Raw genomic sequence first — 23,750 nt, 5'->3', positions numbered from 1 at the left:
TGGCGGTATCAGAAGAAAGGTCGAAGTGAGTGATCATGAAATGAACTCAATGAAAAAGGCTGCCAAATAGATGGCAGCCTTTTCCTTGCTTTTTTCATGCAAATAAATAATCAATGTGTGATCTCCGTTAAGGAGTGTATGAATTAAGATTCGATCATATCAGTGTGTCATATGTGTTCCGAGTGAACCTACGTTTGAAAGTAAACGCCATGGAAGTTCTGGATAACAAGACAACGAAAGCCCTACCTCTCATTCGTCCTTACGGCTCCGAAGCCGTGCCAGTGTGAATTGTAAATCAAAACGTCTTTTTTCCACTCTTCCGCTTTTATAGGGGGCGGGTGCAGAAGGAAAAGAATAAGTTTGTTCGCTTTAACAGCGTCTCGTTCTTATCAAGTAGAAGCTCTATTGCTTCTCATTATGTCATAGAAAAAAGAAAGTTTACTTTCTTTATTTATTTGCTTATTTCAACACTTAATATAAAACTATAACACATTCCCCCATCTTACGCAAGTGTTAAAGTGATAATTCAGCTGGAGTACGGTTTCCTTCATTCATGTAACGAATGGCGGTTGGATCAATCTTCAGAATCACTAGGTTCGGATCATCTTTTCCTTTAAACCATTTCTCCATCTCCTCAGACCAAAGGCGGTCGATCAGTTTTGGATCATCGGTTAATGTGGCGGTACCTGCGATTTCTGCATACGTGTCACCGAATCCTTCACCTGAATAACCAATGAGAATATGGACATTCGGGTTTTTTTCAATTTCGTCTGCTTTATGTGTTTCTTTGCTCGTTGGTGTATATAATGTCAGCCCTTCATGGAAAAAAGTCATGTAGCGGGTATGCGGCTTATCCTGTTCAACGGTCGCCAGTGTTCCGACCTTTTGTTCATCTAATAGATTGAGTACCTTTTGTTTTAATTCTTCTTGTGACATATCGTTTCACTCCTTCAAATTTCATCCGTATTCTTAGGTTTCCACGACAATCCATTCATTAAACAAAGAAATGTGTTTTTCATAAAAAGAGATCTTCTGGCTGATGCTATAGAAAACAGGCTCAATGAAGGGAGAAGGTGAACATGCATCATGAAACGATGTTCCATTTAAGTTCACTTGTCATTGCGGCAGTTGTTGTGGGCATTATCGTATGGTCTGTCTCATCTGTACAGAAGAATCGCAAGAAATACTAAACACACCGCCCAATCAGGTGGGCGGTGCGCTATTGATCATGTATTCATAAAGGAACCACCGTTGACGTGAAGTGTTTGTCCTGTCATATAAGACGATTCGTCAGAAGCAAGCAGCACATAGCAGCCGACATGCTCTACAGGCTGTCCTGGTCTTCCCATTGGGGTTTCTGCCCCAAAGCTTTCCACACTATCCTCATCAAATGTAGATGGAATGAGCGGCGTCCAAATTGGACCTGGCGCTACACCGTTCACCCGAATCCCATCTTTCACAAGCGACTGTGCCATAGAACGCGTAAAGCCATTGATTGCGCCTTTTGTCGCCGTATAATCAATCAGCACTTTGTTGCCTCGATATGGGTTAATGGATGTTGTATTAATAATTGTACTTCCCGGTTTTAAGTAATCCAGTGCTTTCTTCGTAAAATAAAAATAGGAATAGAAGTTGGTTCTAAAGGTTTGGTGAAGCTGTTCACTAGATATATCCTGAATCCGTTCTTTCGGATGCTGTTCAGCCGCATTATTCACTAAAATATCTAATTGCCCAAAGGCTTCAACTGTTTTTTCTACCGCTTTCTCGCAAAAGGCTTCGTCACCGACATCTCCTGCAATCGTTAAACATTTGACGCCTTCCTGTTCTACGCGCTTTTGCGTATCCTTTGCATCCTCATGTTCATTTAAGTACACAATGGCGACGTGTGCCCCTTCTTTTGCATAGGCAACAGATACAGCACGTCCAATTCCACTATCTCCGCCTGTAATCAGTGCGACTTTCCCTTTGAGCTTGCCAGACCCTTGATATGATTCATCCTCAAAGATCGGCGCAGGATTCATTTCCCTTTCACTGCCTGGCTGCTGATCTTGTGTTTGGCGCGGAATGCCATTTGTTAAATATTCACGTAAATCCATGAGTAAGCTCCTCCTTGATTTGTTGATGTATCCTTTCATTACCACCTCATTTTTCCACTCAAACATCCCTGTGCGGCACAGATGCGTTTTGATAATCAGTATGTTTCAAGATGGATAAAATCGGTTACTTGATCATTAAAAAGGAGCGTTCTCACATGCTGTCAACCATTTCGAAAACCTTTAGCAAACCAAAAGGCTGGCTCGGAAGCATCGCAGGCTTCATTATGGCAAAAGAAAATAAAGCATTGAATCAGTGGGCCATCCAGCACTTAGATCTGACAGATGGTGAAAACATTTTGGAAATCGGCTATGGACCTGGCTACAGCATCAAACATATGCTTAAGCATTATGAAGATCTTCACATTGATGGGCTGGATGCCTCCTCCACCATGCAGGAGCAAGCACAGTCCCGCGTCAGCAAACGGTCAAAAGACAAACAGGTCCGGCTGTATGTAGGAAAAATCGAGAAAACACGTTTGCCGGGAGAGCAGTATGACAAAGTACTGTCTGTGAACAACTTTACGATTTGGGATGATCCAAAGACTGGCCTACTCAACCTTTATCACACATTAAAACCCGGCGGAAAACTCGTCATTGTGATGCAGCCAAGAGAAAAAGGTGCTGATGCGAGCCGGACAAAAGAGATGGGTGAAAACATATTGAATGATTTACAGTTTGCGGGGTTTGGCCATTTTTCTGTTGAGTATGAGGAAATTCGTCCAACGCTTGCTGTCTGTGTCACAGCCAAAAAGCCGAGAAGCGAATAAGCTCTAGGCCCAGCGTGTAGACAAACCCTCGCATTCTTTGTCAAATCTGCGCTTCGGTGCTCACGAATGTCAAATTCGCTCCGCTCCGGTGCTCGCCCTTCCTAAACTGCAAAGGTTTTCTATTACGCTGAAAAGAAGACAAAGGGCTAAAATAAAAATCATTTTAGCCCTTTGTCTACAATCTGAACCGAGAAGCGAATATGCTCTCGGCTTTTTTTCTTACCACTTTGCCTCTTTGACAAATTGATAGAACAGCTGATGTAATTTCTGTTCAATGTCTCCCTCTGATCCATGACCATAAAGCGTCATGCTTTCCTCACTTTCAATAATGGATGAACTGATCAGACTAAACATTTCAGACACTTCCTTGCCAAGCTCTTGCGGCGCCAGCATCATGAGCATTCGTGACATTTGCTGCTGCCCACCGTCCATGCTTTTGACCTCGTATGCCTGATCAAGATCATAAATATGAAAGATTGGTTCCTTGATGAATGCATGCTTTAAATGAAAAAGAGCAAATTCTGTACTAGGAATCCCTAAACCACCTTGCTGTTCACGTTCTAGTAAACCATTTGCTACCACATCCGCATGTATGATAAATCCTTCCTCTTCAAGCTGACGAAGCAGCTGCCTGATTGTTGCCTCATGCTGCGGCATCGCCTTTCTATTTTTAATGGTGAAATGGGACAAGATGCTGCGAATCACAGACATGTAATTCGTCACCCGCTCTGCAACCGCCATCATATTAACGGATTCTTGTACCAATTCTTTGGCAGCTTCTTTCATCCTTTTTTTCTCAATCATATAAGGGATCTTTCGTTTAATATGAGCCTTCACACGCATAGCATCATCCTCGTTTAAGAGCGGACTGACCATGATGTAATCGACATGCTCATATGGGATAGGAACGGTCGAGACAATCATGTCATAGCTTGATGCATCGATTTCTTTTAGTTCCATCAAGGAAGACAGATCGAATTCGGCGATCTCTGGCAATTCTTTTTTTAACCGAGATGCGAGCATTTTAGAGGAACCGATCCCGCTTGAGCACACGACCAATGCATGAATGTTTGTTTCTTCTTTTTTGATTTCAAGCACTGAGCCAAAGTGAAGCACAATAAAGGCGATTTCATCCTCTGGAAATTCGATCTCTGGAAAGAAACGCTCGACTCCTTCTTCAATTGCCATGAAAAGCAAAAAGTAGTCCTTTTTAATTTGTTGTGTAAGTGGATTATAGATTCTCATCTTTTCCTTTAAACGGTTCATGGCAGGTTCGAGATGAGACACGAGTCCCTCATACAATGAATCATTCTCATTTAAATGGTAGCCAGTTTTATTAGAAATAAAATCAATGAGCTTCTTCGTTCTAATCGCGATATCCAGCTCGATTTCATCAATACGGTATTCTTTCTGAAAGCTACGATTGGCACTGCGCAGATGGATCGTCATATATCCGACCTCTGCTTCAGGAATCTCCACATTAAACATGCGTTCAAGCGCTCTTGCAATTCGCAGTGATGATTCAAATTCTTTCGTCCGCTTTAGTTCAAGCAGCTCTTCCTCTTCCATTCGAATGGTTTCGCCAAGCTGAATCCGTTCGATAGCATAGGTTAAGTGAACGACAAGCGCAATATAGGCACTATCAGATAAAGAGAGTGACAGTCGATTTTTCAAATGAAAGAGAAGTCTTTCTACCTTGAGCAGTTGCCCTCTACTGACAACGCCAAACACTTTTTCCGTCGCTTTCGTTCGATGCTTGATATTCATTTCGATCGTTTCTAAAAATAATTGAATATCGAGCCGGTCTACAATGAGGTTGCCGACAATCTTTCGTTTTGCTTCCTCGGGTCCTTTTAATTCAATGCCATACCCACGTTTTCGGATCAGCTGCAAACCGTATGGCGCGATCCACTCCGTCAGTTCATCTAAGTCATAGCTGATGGTCGCATTTGTGACCTGCAAATCGGAAGCGAGTGTATATAATTTCACCGGTTCCTTTGCTTCAAGCAGCGCACATAGGATTAAGAGCTTCCGTTCGTCAGAGCTATATTCAATTTGATCCTCATTTGACATATGAGCAAGAAGCCGCTGTTTATCCTCCTGTTCACCGACTGCCTTCAAGCCTTTCCCCGGCTGTTTATCTAGTGAAAGATCATAATTCTTTAATATGGGTTTAATCGATTTTAGTTCTCTATGAATCGTCCTTGTACTCACCTGAACAGAATCGGCTATCTCACGAATGGTGACATAACGATTTTGCTGAATGATGTATTTGATGATCTTCTGTTCTCGTGCCGTTATGTACATGAAATGCCTCCTTCTGCAAAAATAGGTCTATTGTCGCACCTTAATATAAAACGCTATCAACAAATGATGCAATTTTAAGTTGATCTGACTTTGGCACAGAGGCTGTGACAAAATTAAATACAACGTCTGATCATACACTTCTCCAAAATGACGGTCCATAATCCTTTTGATGAAATTGAACCTTTTGTTCATGAAAAGGCAGTGAACCCCCAGCTTTTAAAGAATACGTCGGATTGTATATTGGAGAGCCAAAGCAATAATCCATCGTTCCTTCTTCCGGGCGGAAGATGACGGTTCGCATTGTTCCAAACAGCTCCTCATAATTGTGTACAGCCAGACCATCAGGATATTCTGTCTGAAACAGCTTAACAAGAGAATCACTTGTTTGTTGTTCTTTTAAAGCCTCTATTAGCATGTCATACCTGACAACAGAATGATGTTTCGTCACCCCTTTTGCTGTTTGATCAGCAATCGGATGATTTGTGGCTGCAATATAACCTTCCTCCGGTCTTCTCACCATTTTGCGGCCATCAATGATTTCAATCACAGCCGCTTCTCCTTTTCGATCGGCAAGCATGAGGTGAACATTTGAGGCAACGGGCATTTCCTGAATAGAGCGAACGGCTTCCTCAACCGTTCTACAGTTTTCCAGAACAGATCGAATCACATGATACACTTGCAAGCCGGCAACTGCTGGAGGCTTTAAACCGGGTTCATTTCCAACCGGTGGACCACAAGCAGAGAATGTGACAGAAAGACCATGCTCATTCATCCCATCAGATCTGCCAAACAAGAGCAGCGACGAGCCTGTATGATATGCCAAGCCCTTCACATGTGTCGTCACAAGACGCATATCATCAAATATCGGGGAGAAATCATAATTACGTAGCATGACCGTTTGTTGACCCGCCGCCTTATTTCCCTGCCTCACACAGTGGGAACAGCCTGGCTGTAGATGAGATGAATAGAAAAAGGTCAAATAGCGCTCATCTAATTGCAGTTCATCACAAAATCCAGCAATCTCTTCTTCTAACTGGGGAAGATATGGGCGCATCAGCTGCTTCGTTTCTTTCACAGCCTCTTTTGCAAGCGGTTCTGTTCGAATGTATTGTGTCTGTAGCCATTGCTTCTTCTTCATCCAGACAGCCTGCTGTTTTCCCACTTCATAAGCGGTTCCTGTCATTTCTTGAAAATATGCACTGATTTCCTCCATGCCTGCACACCTCTTTCGCTTTCGTTTCTTTTATCATATCGAAACCCTCCTTCATTTAAAAGGACGAAAAAAACTGCAATCCCGATGGATTACAGCTGTTTACAGGATTGTTGAAACAATGTTTTTGCCATTGTTTCATATCCTTTATAGTTCGGATGAAATTGATCAATCGATAAGTACTCATTTTCATGTCCTTCAAACGCACGGTACACATCCACAACCTCTACATGCGGATTTGCAGCAAGCGAGCGAAGCTGATGATTGTATTGCTGAAGCCACCGCCCGGCTATTGGTATTTGCGGAAAAGGATTATATAAATTCATGAGATACACGCAATAGGGCTGCTTCTGCCCTCTTTTGATCTGAGCGATTTCTTGAATCATTTTGCTGAAATTTGCTTGGCAATGCAGCGTCGCTTGCAGCAGTTTCTTTTCATCTTCACCCTTTTCATACTGCTGAATCGCTTGAACAAGGTCATTCCCACAGCCTGTAATGGTGATGATGTCAGCTGCTGCAATAGCACGCCTCACATCAGATCGTTTGAACAGCTGAAAAATCTGATCCGTCGTTAACCCTGACTTTGCAAATACAGACAGCTCGACTGGCGCATGTGCCTTTTTTTCAAGCATCCACTGATACCGCTCAGCAAATCCCCCGCCAAATAAACGTGCCCCCACCCCAACTGTTAAGGAATCTCCAATCGCAACATAGGATCGTCCCACTCTTATCCCTCACTCTCTCCTGCCTTCTCTTATATATACGAAATCGGAGAACAGATGCTTGTAGCAGATGACTTAGAGGCATTCATCTTTTTTTCATGAGACGTCTTTACAAACTCTTTACTTGCGAGATCGACTGATTTTTTGTTCAATAAGAATAGGTTTTTTATGGTGAAATCCGTATCTCAAGCGTTTCAGAAAAGTTGACAAACTTTTTATCTCGATTTCAAGACTTTATACCTTGACTTCAAACTACATTGTGATTACAATAAAAATATCAGTTTTTATGTAACTGTGCTTGTTACATCTTTTTCATAGCATTCCACTATGATTAAAGATGCCACATATTCAGTGTATCTTTGGGATACGCTAAAAAAACCACTGAAACAGAAAGGATTGAATAAACATGGCAAAAGTTTTATACATCACTGCACATCCGCATGATGAAACAGTTTCTTACAGTATGGCTACTGCTAAAGCATTTATCGAATCTTATAAGGAAGCAAATCCAAGTGACGAGGTTGTACATATCGATTTGTACAAAGAAAACATCCCTCACATTGATGCAGATGTATTCGCTGGCTGGGGCAAGCTGCAATCAGGTGCTGGTTTCGATACACTTTCAGCTGAAGAGCAAGCGAAAGTTGCTCGCCTAAACGAATTAAGCGATCAATTCGTTTCTGCTGATAAATATGTATTTGTTTCACCACTTTGGAACTTCTCATTCCCACCAGTTCTTAAAGCATACATCGACTCTGTTGCTGTAGCTGGTAAAACATTCAAATACACGGAGCAAGGTCCTGTTGGATTATTAACAGACAAAAAAGCTCTTCACATCCAAGCACGTGGCGGATATTACACTGAAGGTCCTGCTGCTGAACTTGAAGCAGGTCACCGTTACCTTGGTACAATCGCGAGCTTCTTCGGAATTCCTTCTTTCGAAGGTCTTATCGTTGAAGGTCACAATGCTGAACCTGCGAAAGCAGAGCAAATTAAAGCAGATGCGATCGAACGTGCAAAAGCTTTAGGTAAAACTTTCTAATAAACTGAACGCGAAAAGCCAATGATCTTAACGGTCATTGGCTTTTTATTTATCTAGATGAAAGCCTAATTCTCTGGAGATACCGCTCGCGGCTTTTTTGACTTGTTCAATTAAGTATGGAAGACGTTCCTTTTGATAACCTGCTTCAAACCCTGCAATGCTAATACCTGCTGTGACTTCTCCAAGGTGATTGAATATAGGAGCTCCAACCGCAGCTGTATAGTTTTCAAGCTCCGAATAACTTAACGTATAGCCCCGCTCATTTGATTCTTCCAGTATGTTTCGAAGAACCTCTTTATCTGTAATGGTTCCGATTCCGATTTTCCCTAGCTCAATCGAATCGATATAGGCGATTCTCTCGTTCTCTGGTAAAAAGGAGAGAATACTTCTCGCGCAGGCTCCTGCATACAGGGGAGAGCGCCTGCCGACGGCGGTGTAGAGACGAACAGGCTGCGTCCCTTCAATTTTATCCACGTAAATGGCTTCGTCTCCTTCACGAACGATGAGCTGTACAGCTTCTCCCACTTCATCCCGCAAGCCTTCCATAAATGGTCTTGCAAGTCTCCGAATATCAAGACGATCCGCCACAAGCTGACCGTATTCTAGAAACATCAGTCCTAACCGATAAGCGCCTGAATCTTGCTTTTCTAATAATCCCATATCGCTTAACGAGCTCGCCATCCGGTGCACAGACGTTTTCGGCATGCCGGAAAGCTCAATCATTTCATTCAATGTTAATTGGTCACGTGTGATAAACAGCCTCAAAATCTCCATTGATTTCACGACGGTTTTATTTGTGTTCTGCATGTCCATCCCCTTTTTCTAAACGAAGGCTTCCAGCTTGATTCTGGCACCCAGCTCCTTCAGTTCTGCTTCTTGCTTAAATAGCGCCTGCTCTGCGTCCTGATGATCGATTCGCTTAAAATACAAATTCGCCCCAGGCATCGCTTGTGCAATGAGCGGCAGATCGACCGTCGCAACTTCTCCAATCCGCGGGTATCCGCCTGTTGTTTGCCGATCTGCCAGCAGAATAATCGGCTGACCGTCAGGAGGAATTTGAATAGAACCAAAGGCAACCGCCTCAGAAATCAATTCAAGCTTTTCTTTTAAATGAACCGGCTCCCCCTTCAAACGGCAGCCCATGCGATCTGATTGAGGTGTGACCTGAAAAGGCTGTTCGAAAAAGGTGCTTTGAGATGATTCTTGAAAAAAAGAAAGGTGTCTCCCTGGCAGCACCCGAATCACGGGCGATTTCCGCAGCGGTAAAAAATGCGTATAACTTACAGTCCAATCGGGTGCGCTGTACGCCGCCTGTTTCAGATTGCTTTTGAGTCTATCAGACAATCGATTTGCTACGAGTGATGGCTTTCCAATGGACAGGACGTCTCCTTTTTCAAGCGGACGTCCGTTCAGTCCACCGATTCCTGCTCTCACATAGGTGCTTTTGCTCTCCATGACCGGCTCCACATCGAATCCACCCGCCACAGCAAGATAAGAGCGGCAGCCCCTCTTACAAGGACCAAAGGTGAGCGTGCTTCCTGATCGAACAAAGAGCGGTTTCCATAAAGGGGCTGGCTCTCCATCGATGTCGATCTCTACATCAGCGCCAGTCACTGCAATAAGCGCATCCTTTTGACACGTCAACACAGGACCCGGCCCCATTAATGTGATTTCCAGTACGGCTTCGCTTTCCTCGTTGCCTGTGAGAATGTTGGCAATTCTAAGCGAGAGCGCATCCATGCCGCCGCTCGTTAAGACGCCATACTTTTGATAGCCTTTCCGCCCTTTATCTTGAATGGTTGTGAACATTCCTGGCTTGATGACATGAATACTCAACGTTCTGCCTCCTTCATGCTGAAAAATTCCTTTTCAGACATTTGGACAAATCTGACCTCGTTCCCTGCTCTCAATAGACTTGGGACTTTCTCGTCTGGTCGAAAGAGTGGCAGCGGTGTTTGTCCAATGAGCTGCCAGCCGCCAGGTGTGGAAATGGGGTAAACGCCGGTCTGCTTTCCCGCAATGCCGACAGATCCTTTTGGAATGGACATTCTCGGTGTTTCCCTGCGCGGGGCTGCGATCTTTTCAGAAAGCCCGCCTAAAAACGGAAACCCTGGTGCAAATCCAATCATATAGACAAGATACGTCCCTGCGGTGTGAATACGCACGACTTCTTCTGGTGTTAAATGATTGATCCGGGCGACTTCTTCTAAATCAGGACCCAGCTCTCCCCCGTAGCAGACCGGTATGTCGATGGTGCGGCGCTTAGCCTGAACCCCCTCCTGCCATTTCTCTTCAAGGAGTGTTTCAATATAGCTTTTCACCCATTCATAGGGGGACAAATCTTGTTGTTGAAGATGGGCAGATTGATAAACGGTGTACGGCTCGTAAAAAACAGTCACGTTTGTAAAGGCTTGAACAGCTTCCACATATCCGGCAAATGGATGCTGTTCAATACACGAAAACAAATGCACAACACGCTCATGAATTTCTTCACATATGTCTGTTCCTGCTTGAATCACGATCGCTGCATCTCCTAGCGGGTGGAAGGTGATAGAATTTTTTATCGTTGAAAATGCCACTTGAAGACCCCTCTCTTTCTAAAGCACACCGAGCTGTTGATCTCGTTGATCTGTGATGAACATATGCCCAGGTGCATGGGTAATCGCAATGTCTGGTTTTGTATGCATGACAATGGCTTGCGGCGTCACACCACATGCCCAAAACACCGGGACCTCTCCTTCTTTGATCACGGATGGTTCTCCAAAGTCCGGCTGATCCACATTGGCAATTCCGATCATCGCTGGGTCACCTATATGAATGGGGCCACCATGAACTGACGGGAACCTAGACGTCACTTGTACACTTCTTGTGATCTGATGCGCCGGAATAGGTCTCATGCTGACGACCATCGGGCCATGAAATACCCCTGCCCTTTCACAAGCGATATTCGTTTGATACATCGGAACGTTATGACCGTTTTCAATATGGCGAACAGGGATATCATTCAGCATGAGCGCATGCTCAAACGTAAAACTGCAGCCGATGAGAAAGGCAACCATATCATCCTCCCAATAAGCAGAGATATCTGACACCTCTTCTTGAAGAATCCCTTTTCTGTAAATACGGTATTTAGGAAAGTCCGTACGAATATCCGCTTGGGGTGCTGACCGTCTCGGCACTGGATCACCCGGCTCCAGTACATCAAGCAAGGGGCATGCAGCGGGATTGCGCTGACAAAACAACAGAAAATCAAAGGCAAGTTCTTTTTTGACGATCATTAAATTGGCTTGAGCATATCCCTCTGCTAGACCAGCCGTTGGTCCTGTGATTTCTTTTTTACGAATCAACTCTCTGATCTGTGAAGGCTCATATGTTTGATAGATATTCATTCGATTCAGCTCCATAGTTTTGGAATTTCATTGATGATGGTATACCCGCCCATCATTGCCATGATGACAACGACAAATGCGCCTGATACTGTCAAAAAGAATGGATGTCGATAATCCCCGACAATGTCTTTCTTATAAGCCGCTACCAGCAAGGTGCCAAGCGCGAGCGGTAAGATCAATGCATTGATTGCCCCAACTAATATCAATATGTTCACAGGTCTTCCGATCGTAATAAAACAAATGGTCGAGAGGGCAATAAAGCCGATGATAATGCCACGTTGATTTTGCTCAATTTTTGGTGAGAAGGTTTTAAAGAAGGAAACTGATGTATATGCTGCTCCAATGACGGACGTAATCGCCGCAGCCCACATAATAATCCCGAACATTTTATATCCGATATTTCCTGAAGCTAGTTGAAATACAGAGGCAGGCGGGTTGGATGGATCAATCTGCAAGCCTTTTGCGACAACTCCTAATGTAGCAAGAAAGAGTGCTACACGCATGATGGACGTAATGAGGACACCGAAAATAGAGCTTTTCGTCACTTGGGGCAATGCTTCCTTCCCCTTAATACCTGCATCCAGCAAGCGGTGTCCGCCAGCAAAGACGATATAGCCGCCTACTGTTCCGCCTACAAGTGTCACAATGGATAAAATATCAATTTTCTCTGGGACAAATGTTCTCACTGCCGCTTCTCCAACTGGCGGTGCTGTTGAAATCGCCACATACAGCATCAGGCCAATCATGACAAAGCCCGCTATCTGCGTGAAACGGTCCATCGCTTTTCCAGCCTCTTTGATCACAAAGATCAGAATAGCAATAACAGCACTGACCCCTGCACCGATTCGTGGATCGACTCCGAAGATGACCTGAAAACCGAGACCAGCACCAGCGATATTTCCGATGTTAAAGGCAAGTCCCCCAATGACAATCAAAACGGCCAGGACATACCCAAGACCCGGCAGAACCATATTTGCAATATCCTGTCCTCGTTTTTCTGACACGGCGATGATGCGCCATACATTGGTTTGCGCAAAAATATCTAACAAAATAGAGATGAGAATGACAAACCCAAAGCTAGCCGCAAGCTGCTGTGTAAAGACAGTCGTTTGTGTTAAAAATCCCGGTCCGATGGCGGACGTCGCCATTAAAAAGGCTGCGCCCATCAGCATAGACCGGTTCCCCTTTGGTGCCTTCGTGTGCTTGACTTCCTCTTTTTTCATGCTGTTTCCCCCTTTGATGACGATTTTTATTGAAAGGCTTTGAGATGAATGCTCGCTTCTTTTAGCTTTGATGTAATGGTTTTGGCAAATTGGAGCGCATGGATGCCATCTCCGTGAATACAGACCGTATCTGCTTTAAGCGAAATGTCTTCTCCTTGAACGGTACGAACCTTCCCTTCTCTCACCATACGAACGACCTGCTGAACGGCCAGTTCATCGTCTTCGATGAGTGCATGCGGTTCGCGGCGGGATGTCAGCGTCCCGTCTGCTTGATAGGTCCGATCAGAAAATACTTCATGCGCCACTTGAAGACCCATTCTCTCACCTGCTAACGCAAGTTCACTGCCTGAAAGCCCGTATAATACAAGACTTGGATCGACATGATACACAGCTTTCGCAATTGATTCAGATAATTCAGTATTCTTAGCCGCCATGTTGTACAGGGCGCCGTGTGGCTTGACATGCTGCATGGTGCCGCCTTCTGCCTTGAGGAAGGCTGATAGAGCGCCAATTTGATAGACGACGAGATCATAGGCTTCCTCTGCTGAAATCGCCATTGGACGTCTGCCAAATCCGACTAAATCTTGCAGACCCGGATGCGCGCCAATTCGGACCCCTTTATTCAGTGCCATTCTGACGGTTTTTCTCATGACTGTTGGATCTCCTGCATGAAAACCACAAGCGATGTTGGCTGAGGTGACATATTCTAAAATTTGTTCATCCGAACCGATAGTATATTGACCAAAGCTTTCTCCCAAATCACAGTTGATATCTACTTGATACATAGGATCCCTCCTTGTTGTTCCGAATAACGGAACCTAAAGTCCGAATATTCGAATTTATATTGATTATATCAATTTTGGACAGATTGCACATGACATTGTCAGAAAACATAACAATAGAACTAGGACATAAAAAAGCGAGAGGATATCGCCTCTCGCTTTTTCATCATGTTCTTTATTTAGACAGCACCCAATGCTGGATCGCTTTTGCTACACCGTGTTCTGTGTTAGGAGCTGTAATCCAATCAGCGGCTTCTTTTACCACTTCTTGCGCATTTCCCATCGCAATGCCTAATCCGGCTTCTTGGATCATGGCCATATCATTTAGGCTGTCGCCAAGCGACATGACATTGTCCATCGTACAGCCAATGCGTTCTGCTACCTTTGCAAGAGCTGCCGCTTTGTTAATGCCAGCTGCATTGACTTCGATATTGGTTGGACTTGAATTTGTAATCTCTAGATGACCATTTGTTTTCAGTGTATTGAGCACTTCCTCACGAACGTCATCGTCATGAATTTCAAAGCCGAATTTCAGCCATTCGTGGTCATGAATTCGTTCTGGGAATTCACCTCTCCACACCTTCTCCACAGTGGAAGCCCAGTAATCGGTTTCGTACCTATTTTTTAGATCCCACATCATTTGGACATGATCAGGATGCAATAGATCTCGTTCGATCAGCTGGAAGTTTGAATCCCAGATTTCACTTCCGTTTGCTGTCACAAGGTAAGAAGACAGCTTAAGCGGCTCAACCAGCTCTCGGCATGTCATCAGCGTCCGCCCTGTGCTAATCACCACATGGACCCCTTTTGCTTCAGCATCTTTAATGGCTTGTTTATTTTCCTCTGGAATGACATGTTCACTGTTTAACAGCGTGCCATCCATATCAATAGCAATCAATCGAATGTCTTTCTTATCAGCTTGTATGGACAAATTGAGTACCCCACTTTGTATCATTTTTTGTAACTATCTTTATTTTAATATAAAGAGGGAGATGGCACAAAGGGACGAGTTTGATCCCATAGAAAAAAGACCTTGTTACAGGTCTCTTCGCATTGGCTTAGCGTTCACATGCAATCCCGTCTTTATCACGGTCAAGTCGCTTATTTTTTTGGTAAAGTGCTTTTGACACATACGGCTTGTACTTTGTTTTGCCGCCTTTGTTTTTCGTGTTTTTGCTTTTCGCTACGCCGCCTTTATAGACTTTGTTCAGCGCTTTGCAGTTTTTGTAGGACTTGACTGTTTTTGCATCTGCAGTGTGGGTGTCGACTTGTGTAACGCTTAGTAAAAGACCTAAGGACAAGACAGCCACCATGATTTTTTTCAACATGTAGAATCCCCCTATTTTTTTATTTTTACATTTTTATCATATGTCACCATTTTTTGTTTTTCAAGACTATTGAGCTAAATATATTGATTTTTTTGGAATAAAACATGCTTTATATCCTATGTGGTACACTGAGTGGGAAACCTTTCCGGTTTTGACACGTATATGAAGAGAGGAGTTTTTCACATGAAAATGAAATATACCATTCTATATGTAAACGATGTTGAGGCAAGTATTCATTTCTATCAACATGTACTTGGCTTTCCTATGAAACTTAGGGTTGAATCCTATGTTGAGTTTGATACTGGAGATGTGACCTTATCAATTAACTCACGTCAGGATGTCAAAGATGCACTTGGATTGCCTGTCCCTGAAGCAAATCAATCCTCTCAAACGTTTGAGATTGGGTTTGTTGTGGATGATGTGGAACAAACCATTGCATCAATGAAGGAAAAAGGGGTTTCGATCATCAAAGAACCTGCAAAAAAACCATGGGGTCAAACCGTCGCTTATGTCGCTGATCCTGATGGTCATTTCATTGAAATATGTGATGCCGTCTCCTAATCCTCTTTAAAGGAGTGAACCAGTATGAGAAAAAAACATGCCTTTATCGCCGGTGTTTGTTCGATGATTGTGATTTGCAGTGCAGCTATTATTTTGCAGCACCATGAGTGGATAGGATGGGTCAGTGGTGGAATCTCTATTATTGGCGTCATGATGTCTGGACTTCTAATGGGGGCTTGGACAAGCGGAGAAGAGACGCGAGCAACCTATCATTCTGAAACAAAAGAGCATCGCATGTGGCGTCTTGATACGGCCTTTCTCATGATGATCTTTGCACTTCCGCACATGGCAGTGTCGATCTTTTATGTTTTGATGTAAACACTTGCTAAAAGGAGTTAGTCATATGGCTGTTTTTATCTTATTCGTTGTATTTGGCTTCCCTATTATTTCTGTGCTGATTGGCATTTTTGGCACAATGCTTTTGAAGAATGTTTGGATGCCGACTTTGATTGTCCTGTTAGCCAGCGTCATTCTCATGTACTCATACATTGGCGGGGATGAATCCTTTTTCATTTGGGTCATCATCTACACCGTCTTTACGTTGATCGCTGCATGGATGACAAAGCGGTTTCGGTTCAAGTAAAAAAGAACAGTTTGCACTGTTCTTTTTTTGATCAAATATCGGCGCACCATAGCTCAATTTCAATTTTCAGCTCAGGCCATCCTAAAGCTGATACATAAGCAACCGTCATTGATGGGTAAGCTGTTTTGAAGATTGTATCCCACTGAGGATATAGATGATCCCAGTCGATTTCTTCTGTTGCCCATATATTGACCTTGATGACATGCTCTTCATTCAATCCTTCTGATTCAAGGATTTTTTTGATATTTTCAAACGTATTGGTTACCTGGTCGTTTAAACTTGATGGTACCTGTCCATCGATATCTGTTCCGACTTGACCGGATGTAACAAATAATCCCGCGCCCTTTGGTACTCTTGTGATATGACTATAGCTGCCAACGGGCTTCGGCATACTTTCTGGGTTTTTTCTCGTGATTTTTTCCATATGATGTCCCTCACTCACTTTGATTTTTCTGCTAGATTTCTCTTCACGTAGACAGACTTCACCAATTTCTATCTATCCTAAAAGAAAACAGCAGTGGAGTATCCATAGCCACAAGGTAAGAACATCAATATTTTCTTTTTCATGACCGGAACACTCCTTTTGATTGCGTGAGCAAGGTTTTGTTTAACTATATAGTACCTGAAAAGAGACGTTCAGTCAAAATGGTTTATAGACGATAACGCGCAATGTCTTGATTCAATCGTATGCTTAGTTCATTGAGCCTTTCTGCTGCTTTTGCCACATTGGATATGGCTGTCACTTGTTCGTCTGTGGATGCGGTGATCTCTTCAATCGCAGCGGCATTTTCTTGAGAAATATGGGCTGCGCCTTGCATAGCTTTTGTGATGAGGTCGTTTTGCTCTAGTAATGCATTCAGCTCTTTTGCCATTGCGTCTGTTTCAACGATGGTTTGTGCAATCGACGTAGAGATGGCATTGAATTCATGTTCTGTTGCATGTACCGCGTCATCTAACTCAGCGAAACGATCCATTGTGTTTGACATCATGCCGGCTGTTGCCGTCGTTTCTTCTTTAATGCCTTGTACCATTTGCTGAATTTGCACTGCTGATTGTTTTGTCTGCTCAGCTAAATTCCGCACTTCACTCGCCACAACCGAGAAGCCCTTGCCGTGCTCTCCTGCGCGTGCTGCTTCAATGCTGGCATTCAACGCAAGTAAATTCGTCTCATTTGAAATATTTTCAATCGTATCTGTAATTTTAGAGATATCCTGTACTTTTGTACTTAATTGCTCAATGCCTGCTCTAATGCCTTGAGACGCTTGAATGGATTGTTCATTTGATTGTTTTAATTGCTGAACAATTTGCTGGCCCTGCTGCGAAGATTGATTCGATTGGTCAGAGATTCGTTTAATTTGGTCACTTTGTTCTTTGACGTTCTCAATCGATTGATTGAACTGGGTCATTTGTTGATTGGCTACATCAAGGTCAGATGCCTGATGAAGCGTTCCAGTCGAAATGTCGCCAATCGCTCGGCCAATCTCTTCACTGCTAGCTGAGGTTTCTTCAGATATTGCTGATAAATCTGTGGCTGATTCGACGAGTTGACTGCTCGTTTCCTGTAGACCGCTTACAAGTGTCCGGAGTTCTCCTGACATATGATTAAAGCCTTTTGCCAGCTGTCCAATCTCATCTGTTGTTTCTTTTAAACTTGTGCGTTCAAGATTCCCCGCCGCAATTTCTTTTGAAGCAGCAGTGACTTGCTTGAGCAGTCTGACCTTTCCTCGAGCAGCTAAATAAAAGACGCCAAGACTGAGAAGAGCGACACCTGCTGTAATGAGCATGATATAGAGCTTCATCTGCTCTAATTCTTTATAAAATTCATCCTGGAAGACGGCAATGCCGATACTCCAATTCCAGGGCGTGAACTGGCTCATATAGGCAAGCTTTTGCTTTTCTTCCCCAGTGGCATCGTCCTTATCTAAATAGGTCACATAGTGTGCATCCTCGCCTTCTGATTTGGCTCCAGCGACCATTTTTTCACGATTGGTCGTGTTATCTGGAATGACGCCAATGTCATTGACAGGATGGACTTGAGAGGAATAATCTGCTCCATATGCGACAAGATAGCCTTTATTTTTATAGATAAAATCTGATTTTTGAAATTGGTACCCTTTCCCGTTGTCATTTTTTGGCCCGCTCAAGTAAATGCGGGCTTGTTCCTGTGCCTGATCGAGCGTCAGTTCTTTTTTCTCTACACGATCATTCAACTGTTCAAGTGTAGCCATTGCTCCGCTGACGATGTGCTTTAAATCGGCTTTCCCCGCATCAATTAAGACATGTTTCGCTAATAAATACCCCGTTGTCCCAACAAGTCCGCCGGTTAAGATCGTGATGACGATAATGGCAGACATTAATTGAAAAAAGACACTCCTTGACGCAAACATTTTCCTTTTCATATACAAATTCCCCCTTACTTCATATATCGACAAACGGGGTAAAGTATTAAAAAGTCATCAAAAAATCCCTTTCACTCGTTGGAAAGGGATTTTCTAATTATCGAGCTGTTTCTTTAAGAATGGCTTGATAGAGATCATCTGCTGGCGTGAGGCCACATACTTCTTCCAGCACACCTTCAATGCCTTTTTCTTTTCTTAATACCTGCAAACGAACCGCTTCTTCGTCTTCGGCGAAGTCATAAGCGAGAGCTGCAGCAATGCCTTTGATTAAGTACTCTGGCTGCTTGATCTTTTTCGCCGGACCGATTAAACGGTCATCTGCTCCTAGCTTTCTAAGAGGAGAGCGTGCGACGCGAGTGACTTCGTCGGAGATAAAAACATTTTCGAATCGTTTGATGATTTTTTGAATATACGCATCATGTTCTTCTTTTTCAAAGCCATATGTGTCGATTAAATAACTGCCCGTTTCGTGCAGTGCGCCTTCAACCACCTGGCGAATCTCTGGTGTATCGACGGCTTCTTTAATCGTTTGAACGCCTTGCTGATACCCTACATACGCAGCTAACGCATGTCCTGTATTGACAGTAAAGAGCTTGCGCTCAATATACGGCGTCAAATCTTGTACAAAGGTCGCTCCGTCAATTTGAGGAACGTCCCCAATAAAGCCAGTCTCATCAATGACCCATTCGAAAAAAGGCTCGACTGATACTTTTAAAATGTCCTCATGGTGCTGAATCGGCACAATGCGGTCCACAGCAGCGTTTGGAAAACCAACTGTTTTTGATAACGCTTCTTGTTCCTCTTCTGTTAGATGAGAGAAAACAGCTTCTTTTAAATGAGAGCTGCCTCCAATCATATTTTCACATGCCACGATATTGATGATATGGTCAGGCTTTTTCTGTTTCAATCCTTCAGCAATGGATGAAGCAATGATCTTCAAAACGGTTGGTCCAACAGCTGTTGTAATCAAATCAGCTGATGTCACTGCCTCTGTTAATGCCACTGGGTTTTGTGCAGAATTGATCGCTGTCACTGGGCCTACTACTTCTTGCTTCTGACCTGGTGCTGCGAGTTCAACTGGGTATTCTCCTCTTGCATTCAGCTCGTTGATGACCGCTTCATTTACATCAGTGAAGACAAGCTCAAAGCCTGATGTTTTTAACAAAGAACCGATAAACCCTCTGCCAATATTCCCTGCTCCAAAATGAAGTGCCTTCATGTTAGTTCACCTCGTTAAAGATGGCGATCAATTCATCCTGATCCTTTGCATGAATGATGCGCTCTACATTTTCCTCTTCTGAACAGACAATCGCAATTTGAGAAAGAATATCGAGGTGTTCATTGTTTTTACCTGCGATGCCAAAGACGACTTTGGCGATATTTCCTTCGCCGTATTCAACGCCATCTGGAATTTGAATGATGGAAATCCCAGAATGAAGGACAGCTGCTTTCGCATCCTCTGTTCCATGAGGAATCGCAATCCCGTTGCCCATAAATGTAGACGAAATATTTTCTCTTTCAAACATTTTGTCAACATAATCACTTGTGACATAGCCATTTGCCACTAGGACTTCGCCTGCTTTTTTAATGGCTTCTTCTTTCGAGCCTGCTTGTTCGTTTAGAAAAATATTGTCTTTTGATAGTACTTGTTTCATGAATGATCACACCTTTTCTTAGAATAGAAAATCAGGAAAACAACCAAAACGGGGAGTTCAATGATGAAAAATTGAACTCAACCCGTTTCGCCATGTTATTTTTTCAATTTCTCAATCAGCTCATCGTATTTCGGGCTGTTTAAGAAATTATCAACTGAGATATGCACAGCGCCTGGCAGTTTTGCCTTGGCTCTGTCTGTTAAATCTTTATGAGTGAAGACCACATCGGCATCATTTGGAATGTTGCTGATGGATGTGTTTGTCACATCAATATCAAGCTCTGCCTTTTTGACTTTATTCTTTAAGATGGATGCGCCCATCGCACTTGAGCCCATTCCTGCATCACAGGCAAAGATGATTTTGTTCACATCATCTGGATTGACATCGCTTGGAGAAGCTGCTTGTTCATTTGCTTCAGCACCTTCCTTTTGTGCTGTAAGAGCAGAGGCGGCTGCGCTTTTCTTCCCTTTCATGTCTTGCATTTTTTCTGTTGCTGCTGTTAAGTCTTCGTCAACTGCTTTTGATGCTTTTAAAATCACAGAAGCGACAAGGAATGATACGACGGTTGCCACGACAACACCTGCTAGAACAGCAAGATGTCCGCCTTTTGGTGACATCAGCATGAGAGCGATAATACTTCCTGGTGACGGCACAGCCTTTAAGCCTGCATTTAACAGGGTAAAGGTCAGAACGCCGCTCGCTCCCCCTGCAATAACCGCCAAAATGAGCTTTGGTTTCATTAAGATGTACGGGAAGTAAATCTCATGAATTCCTCCTAAAAATTGAATGACAATCGCACCCGGTGCAGACTGCTTTGCATTCCCTCTTCCGAAGAACATGTATGCAAGTAGAACACCTAAACCTGGCCCTGGGTTTGTTTCAAGTAAGAACAGAACGGACTGTCCTGTCTTCGCCGCTTGCTCTACCCCTAAAGGACCTAAGATCCCTTGGTTAATCGCATTGTTTAAGAACAAAACTTTCGCTGGTTCAATGAAAATACTTGCCAGCGGAAGCAGATGTGCATTCACAATGATATCTACACCTGCCGCAAGGGCTTTATTTAGACCAAGTACCACTGGTCCGATGGCGTAGAAGGCAATCGCGACAAGAATGGCACCTAGAATTCCTGCCGTAAAGTTATTTACAAGCATTTCAAAGCCCGATTTGATTCGATCTTTGAAGAGCTGATCAATTTTCTTAATCAAGTAACCGCCAAGTGGTCCCATGATCATGGCACCTAAAAACATTGGAATGTCCGAACCGACTATGACCCCAATCGTCGCGGTTGCACCGAGTACCCCGCCTCGATGGTCGTATACGAGTTTACCGCCTGTGTAACCGATTAAGAGCGGCAGTAAGTAGTTGATCATTGGGCCAACAAGTGAAGCTAACTGTTCATTTGGCAAATAGCCACTCGGAATGAATAATGCCGTAATGAGCCCCCAAGCGATAAATGCTCCAATATTCGGCATAATCATACCGCTTAAATAGCTTCCAAAGCGCTGTACTTTTACGCGGAATCCGCTTTTTTCCTGCATCTATGAAAACTCCTTTCTTCTTTCCCTTTATTTAGGGCTTTATAGGTCAAAAGATATAAGAACAAGTGTCAGTGAAGCCCTTAACCTTATCGTAAAACGCTTTCACTTTCCCTTCAATTGAAACTAAAAGTCACTTTGTCACTTAGTGTGTGACAAAATTGAAATATGATGTGAATTCTCTGTCAGAGCAAAGGACAAATGGGTTAAAAAGATTGACGTGCCGTGGTTTTGACGCAAAATTCATTGGAATTTCACAACTTTCAAATCGTCACTTCTTGTTTCCTCTTCTTAAATCGAATAGGCTTATACATGATCAAACCTATTCAATCAAGAAATGTCTGCGCAGACATGACACAGAAAAAGTGAACCATTTTGCTGTTTGTTTCGTTTACCTTTTAGAGTGAGCGGCACAATAGGAGGAGCGGTTTTTTCTGTGACTCACAGTTTACTGCCGCTTTCTTTCTGATACATGAGACATTTTCATAGGTAGAAAGGCGGTTATTCACTTGTTGAAACATAGTAAGTGGCTTCTGCTCCTTATCGTCACGTTCGCTTTTTTCATTCCAAAGGAAGCATTTGCTCATGCATACGTCGTCAGCTCGAATCCAGCGGCAAATGAAGAGCTGGAGAAGCAGCCTCCTTCGGTCTCTATCACATTTAGTGAAGGAATCGAAAGTGGATTTCATGCCATTAAGGTGCTAAATGCAAAAGGTGATCGTGTGGATCAAGGAGATACGGTCATTAAAGATCAAAAAATCATGGAAGCTGCTTTAAAAAAGGATTTACCAAAAGGAATTTATACCATTCAATGGAATGCGGTATCAGCAGACGGGCACTCTGTCTCTGGCATGATCCCGTTTAGTATTGGCAAAGCGGATGGCGGTTTTGACCAATTAGATCAAGGTCAAACGAATGAATCTATTGATGTTGCCTCGACCATTGACAAAGCCTTTCTTTATACGTCGTTTAGCTTATTTCTCGGGACCATTTTGTTTGGACTGTTTTGGTTTAGGGCAGCCATTTCACCTGTATTAGCGAAACGAATGAAATGGCTTTTGACATTGTCACTGGTCATGATGGGCGGAGCACTCGTGTTCCAGCTGCCGATTCAAACAAAATCAGCAGCAGACGTGTCCTTTTTGGGAGCATTTCAGCCATCGCTTTTACAAGAAACCATTGCGTCGACTTCTGGCGGTAGTTTGTGGATGATGCTCATGGTGTCATTTGTTCTTCTGACCATTTGGAGCATAGTTGCGATGAAAAAAGGGGATTTTACTTCTTTTCGGGTATGGTTGTTTCCACTGCTCCTATTCGCAGTGCTTCTCTGGCTGAAGGCGCAAATCGGACATCCAGCAGCAACCGATAATAAAATACTGACAACGTCACTTGATTTCATCCATCTCGTTTCTGCATCGATCTGGGTCGGTGGTTTAACAGCCATTGTGCTTTTATTGTTGAAGAAGCTGCCAAATGAAGATCAGCCGCTCATACGGAATACGTTAACGGCGTTTCATCCTTGGGCACTGCTCTCTGTTGGACTCATTGTGTTTTCAGGATTTGTAAATACGATCTTTATTTTGCAATCGTTTGATGCTCTTTTCGAATCAGCATACGGACGAACCTTTTTAATCAAGCTTGGTTTATTTATCTTGATGGGCCTTCTTGGGCTTGTCCATTACTTGATGCTAAGAAGGGAAAAGAAACAGAAACAAAACGTTTCGTTACGAGCTGAGTGGATCATCGGAATCGCTATATTGTTATTAACAGCTGTATTCACCAACATTCCGAGCCCTCCTCCGCCTGCACCTGAGCCGTTCTTCGGTGCAAACCAAGTCGAGCATCGTGACATTGTGTCCATGAGCATTACCCCGAATGCCCCGGGCAAAAACACATTCGAGGTCGCATTTACGAAGAAGGATGGACAAACGATTACTGATATTCAATCTGTGTCAGCCAAGATCCATAAAGTCGCCTTATTCGGTGAAGAGAAACCGAGTGAATTTCAGCTGAAACGATTAAAAAATGGTCATTACTCTGCTGAAAACCTCTTGTTAAATGAAAAAGGTACTTGGAAAATTGAAATCCATGCGTTAACTGGTTCTTTTGAAAATATCGATACCACATTTATTAGAAGAAACTAAAAGGAGT

At 43.4% G+C, this 23,750-nt stretch carries 24 protein-coding genes; 6 read left to right on the top strand and 18 right to left on the bottom strand.

The features are described 5' to 3' along the window. Positions 1-513: 513 nt before the first annotated feature. Together MHI33_RS02710 and MHI33_RS02705 are read right to left on the bottom strand one after the other, a co-directional pair. Positions 514-936, bottom strand: a complete 423-nt coding sequence (locus MHI33_RS02710) for a pyridoxamine 5'-phosphate oxidase family protein (protein ID WP_044140531.1) — start codon at positions 934-936, stop codon at positions 514-516. Between the two features lie 290 nt (positions 937-1,226). Further along, on the bottom strand, positions 1,227-2,096 hold the full coding sequence (locus MHI33_RS02705; RefSeq protein WP_034664026.1) for an SDR family oxidoreductase: 870 nt from the start codon (positions 2,094-2,096) through the stop codon (positions 1,227-1,229). A gap of 155 nt (positions 2,097-2,251) precedes the next feature. Between MHI33_RS02705 and MHI33_RS02700 the strand changes: the two genes are divergently transcribed. Beyond that, positions 2,252-2,863: a class I SAM-dependent methyltransferase gene (locus MHI33_RS02700; protein ID WP_340908913.1), complete on the top strand. Its 612-nt coding sequence runs from the start codon at positions 2,252-2,254 to the stop codon at positions 2,861-2,863. A gap of 219 nt (positions 2,864-3,082) precedes the next feature. On the opposite strand, the gene MHI33_RS02695 is transcribed toward MHI33_RS02700, so the two are convergent. The 3 genes from MHI33_RS02695 to MHI33_RS02685 all read right to left on the bottom strand — a co-directional run bounded on the left by MHI33_RS02695 (position 3,083) and on the right by MHI33_RS02685 (position 7,105). After that, positions 3,083-5,170 carry a BglG family transcription antiterminator gene (locus tag MHI33_RS02695; RefSeq protein ID WP_185108349.1) on the bottom strand — a complete coding sequence of 696 codons (2,088 nt, stop codon included), beginning with the start codon at positions 5,168-5,170 and terminating at the stop codon, positions 3,083-3,085. Between the two features lie 130 nt (positions 5,171-5,300). Beyond that, on the bottom strand, positions 5,301-6,383 hold the full coding sequence (locus MHI33_RS02690; protein WP_065098817.1) for a C45 family autoproteolytic acyltransferase/hydolase: 1,083 nt from the start codon (positions 6,381-6,383) through the stop codon (positions 5,301-5,303). A gap of 89 nt (positions 6,384-6,472) precedes the next feature. Further along, a complete protein-coding gene (locus MHI33_RS02685; protein ID WP_106066458.1) occupies positions 6,473-7,105 on the bottom strand; it encodes a GDSL-type esterase/lipase family protein in 633 nt (210 codons plus the stop codon). A 403-nt stretch (positions 7,106-7,508) separates the two neighbouring features. On the opposite strand from MHI33_RS02685, the gene MHI33_RS02680 reads away from it, so the two are divergent. Beyond that, positions 7,509-8,144, top strand: coding sequence for an FMN-dependent NADH-azoreductase (locus tag MHI33_RS02680; RefSeq protein ID WP_003214444.1), 636 nt, complete (start codon positions 7,509-7,511; stop codon positions 8,142-8,144). 45 nt (positions 8,145-8,189) lie between these two features. Here the strand turns inward: MHI33_RS02680 and MHI33_RS02675 are convergent, their stop codons facing one another. The 8 genes from MHI33_RS02675 to MHI33_RS02640 form a co-directional block, all read right to left on the bottom strand. Next, a complete protein-coding gene (locus MHI33_RS02675) occupies positions 8,190-8,951 on the bottom strand; it encodes an IclR family transcriptional regulator (RefSeq protein ID WP_044140525.1) in 762 nt (253 codons plus the stop codon). A gap of 15 nt (positions 8,952-8,966) precedes the next feature. After that, positions 8,967-9,980 (bottom strand): 5-oxoprolinase subunit C family protein, encoded by a 1,014-nt coding sequence (locus tag MHI33_RS02670; RefSeq protein WP_113768578.1) that lies wholly within the window; start codon positions 9,978-9,980, stop codon positions 8,967-8,969. Then, entirely contained in the window at positions 9,977-10,723 is a 747-nt protein-coding gene (gene pxpB, locus MHI33_RS02665; protein WP_065098814.1) for a 5-oxoprolinase subunit PxpB, read from the bottom strand. The genes MHI33_RS02670 and pxpB overlap by 4 nt, the downstream gene beginning before the upstream one ends. Before the next feature lie 18 nt (positions 10,724-10,741). Continuing rightward, a complete protein-coding gene (locus MHI33_RS02660) occupies positions 10,742-11,533 on the bottom strand; it encodes a putative hydro-lyase (RefSeq protein WP_065098813.1) in 792 nt (263 codons plus the stop codon). Positions 11,534-11,538: 5 nt separating this feature from the next. Then, a complete protein-coding gene (locus MHI33_RS02655) occupies positions 11,539-12,756 on the bottom strand; it encodes an NRAMP family divalent metal transporter (protein ID WP_065098812.1) in 1,218 nt (405 codons plus the stop codon). Between the two features lie 26 nt (positions 12,757-12,782). Further along, positions 12,783-13,541 carry a LamB/YcsF family protein gene (locus tag MHI33_RS02650; protein ID WP_185108345.1) on the bottom strand — a complete coding sequence of 253 codons (759 nt, stop codon included), beginning with the start codon at positions 13,539-13,541 and terminating at the stop codon, positions 12,783-12,785. 172 nt (positions 13,542-13,713) lie between these two features. Continuing rightward, on the bottom strand, positions 13,714-14,493 hold the full coding sequence (locus MHI33_RS02645) for a Cof-type HAD-IIB family hydrolase (RefSeq protein WP_372706118.1): 780 nt from the start codon (positions 14,491-14,493) through the stop codon (positions 13,714-13,716). A 103-nt stretch (positions 14,494-14,596) separates the two neighbouring features. Then, entirely contained in the window at positions 14,597-14,866 is a 270-nt protein-coding gene (locus MHI33_RS02640) for an excalibur calcium-binding domain-containing protein (protein WP_003214076.1), read from the bottom strand. A gap of 183 nt (positions 14,867-15,049) precedes the next feature. Here MHI33_RS02640 and MHI33_RS02635 point away from each other — a divergent pair, with 183 nt between their 5' ends. From MHI33_RS02635 to MHI33_RS02625, 3 genes are read left to right on the top strand one after another with little or no spacing between them, the layout of a single operon-like run. Further along, positions 15,050-15,427, top strand: coding sequence for a VOC family protein (locus MHI33_RS02635; RefSeq protein ID WP_003214168.1), 378 nt, complete (start codon positions 15,050-15,052; stop codon positions 15,425-15,427). 24 nt (positions 15,428-15,451) lie between these two features. Next, positions 15,452-15,745, top strand: coding sequence for a DUF5316 family protein (locus tag MHI33_RS02630; RefSeq protein WP_185108343.1), 294 nt, complete (start codon positions 15,452-15,454; stop codon positions 15,743-15,745). 25 nt (positions 15,746-15,770) lie between these two features. Then, the gene (locus MHI33_RS02625; RefSeq protein ID WP_065098809.1) at positions 15,771-16,010 is read left to right on the top strand and encodes a DUF2651 family protein; all 240 of its coding nucleotides are present in this window, start codon (positions 15,771-15,773) and stop codon (positions 16,008-16,010) included. A 31-nt stretch (positions 16,011-16,041) separates the two neighbouring features. Here the strand turns inward: MHI33_RS02625 and MHI33_RS02620 are convergent, their stop codons facing one another. The 5 genes from MHI33_RS02620 to MHI33_RS02600 all read right to left on the bottom strand — a co-directional run bounded on the left by MHI33_RS02620 (position 16,042) and on the right by MHI33_RS02600 (position 21,602). Then, positions 16,042-16,434 (bottom strand): RidA family protein, encoded by a 393-nt coding sequence (locus MHI33_RS02620; RefSeq protein WP_034664057.1) that lies wholly within the window; start codon positions 16,432-16,434, stop codon positions 16,042-16,044. Between the two features lie 226 nt (positions 16,435-16,660). Then, entirely contained in the window at positions 16,661-18,409 is a 1,749-nt protein-coding gene (locus MHI33_RS02615; protein ID WP_126741441.1) for a methyl-accepting chemotaxis protein, read from the bottom strand. A 97-nt stretch (positions 18,410-18,506) separates the two neighbouring features. Continuing rightward, positions 18,507-19,628, bottom strand: a complete 1,122-nt coding sequence (locus tag MHI33_RS02610; protein WP_340908890.1) for a mannitol-1-phosphate 5-dehydrogenase — start codon at positions 19,626-19,628, stop codon at positions 18,507-18,509. A gap of 1 nt (position 19,629) precedes the next feature. Beyond that, a complete protein-coding gene (locus MHI33_RS02605) occupies positions 19,630-20,064 on the bottom strand; it encodes a PTS sugar transporter subunit IIA (RefSeq protein ID WP_012008933.1) in 435 nt (144 codons plus the stop codon). 95 nt (positions 20,065-20,159) lie between these two features. Then, positions 20,160-21,602 (bottom strand): PTS mannitol transporter subunit IICB, encoded by a 1,443-nt coding sequence (locus MHI33_RS02600; protein WP_106066468.1) that lies wholly within the window; start codon positions 21,600-21,602, stop codon positions 20,160-20,162. A gap of 506 nt (positions 21,603-22,108) precedes the next feature. Between MHI33_RS02600 and MHI33_RS02595 the strand changes: the two genes are divergently transcribed. Beyond that, positions 22,109-23,743, top strand: a complete 1,635-nt coding sequence (locus MHI33_RS02595; RefSeq protein ID WP_283924155.1) for a copper resistance CopC/CopD family protein — start codon at positions 22,109-22,111, stop codon at positions 23,741-23,743. Positions 23,744-23,750: the final 7 nt, after the last annotated feature.

This window comes from Bacillus sp. FSL K6-2971 (assembly GCF_038006405.1).
Lineage (GTDB): Bacteria > Bacillota > Bacilli > Bacillales > Bacillaceae > Bacillus > Bacillus pumilus.
This window is presented reverse-complemented; position numbering and strand designations above follow the sequence as displayed.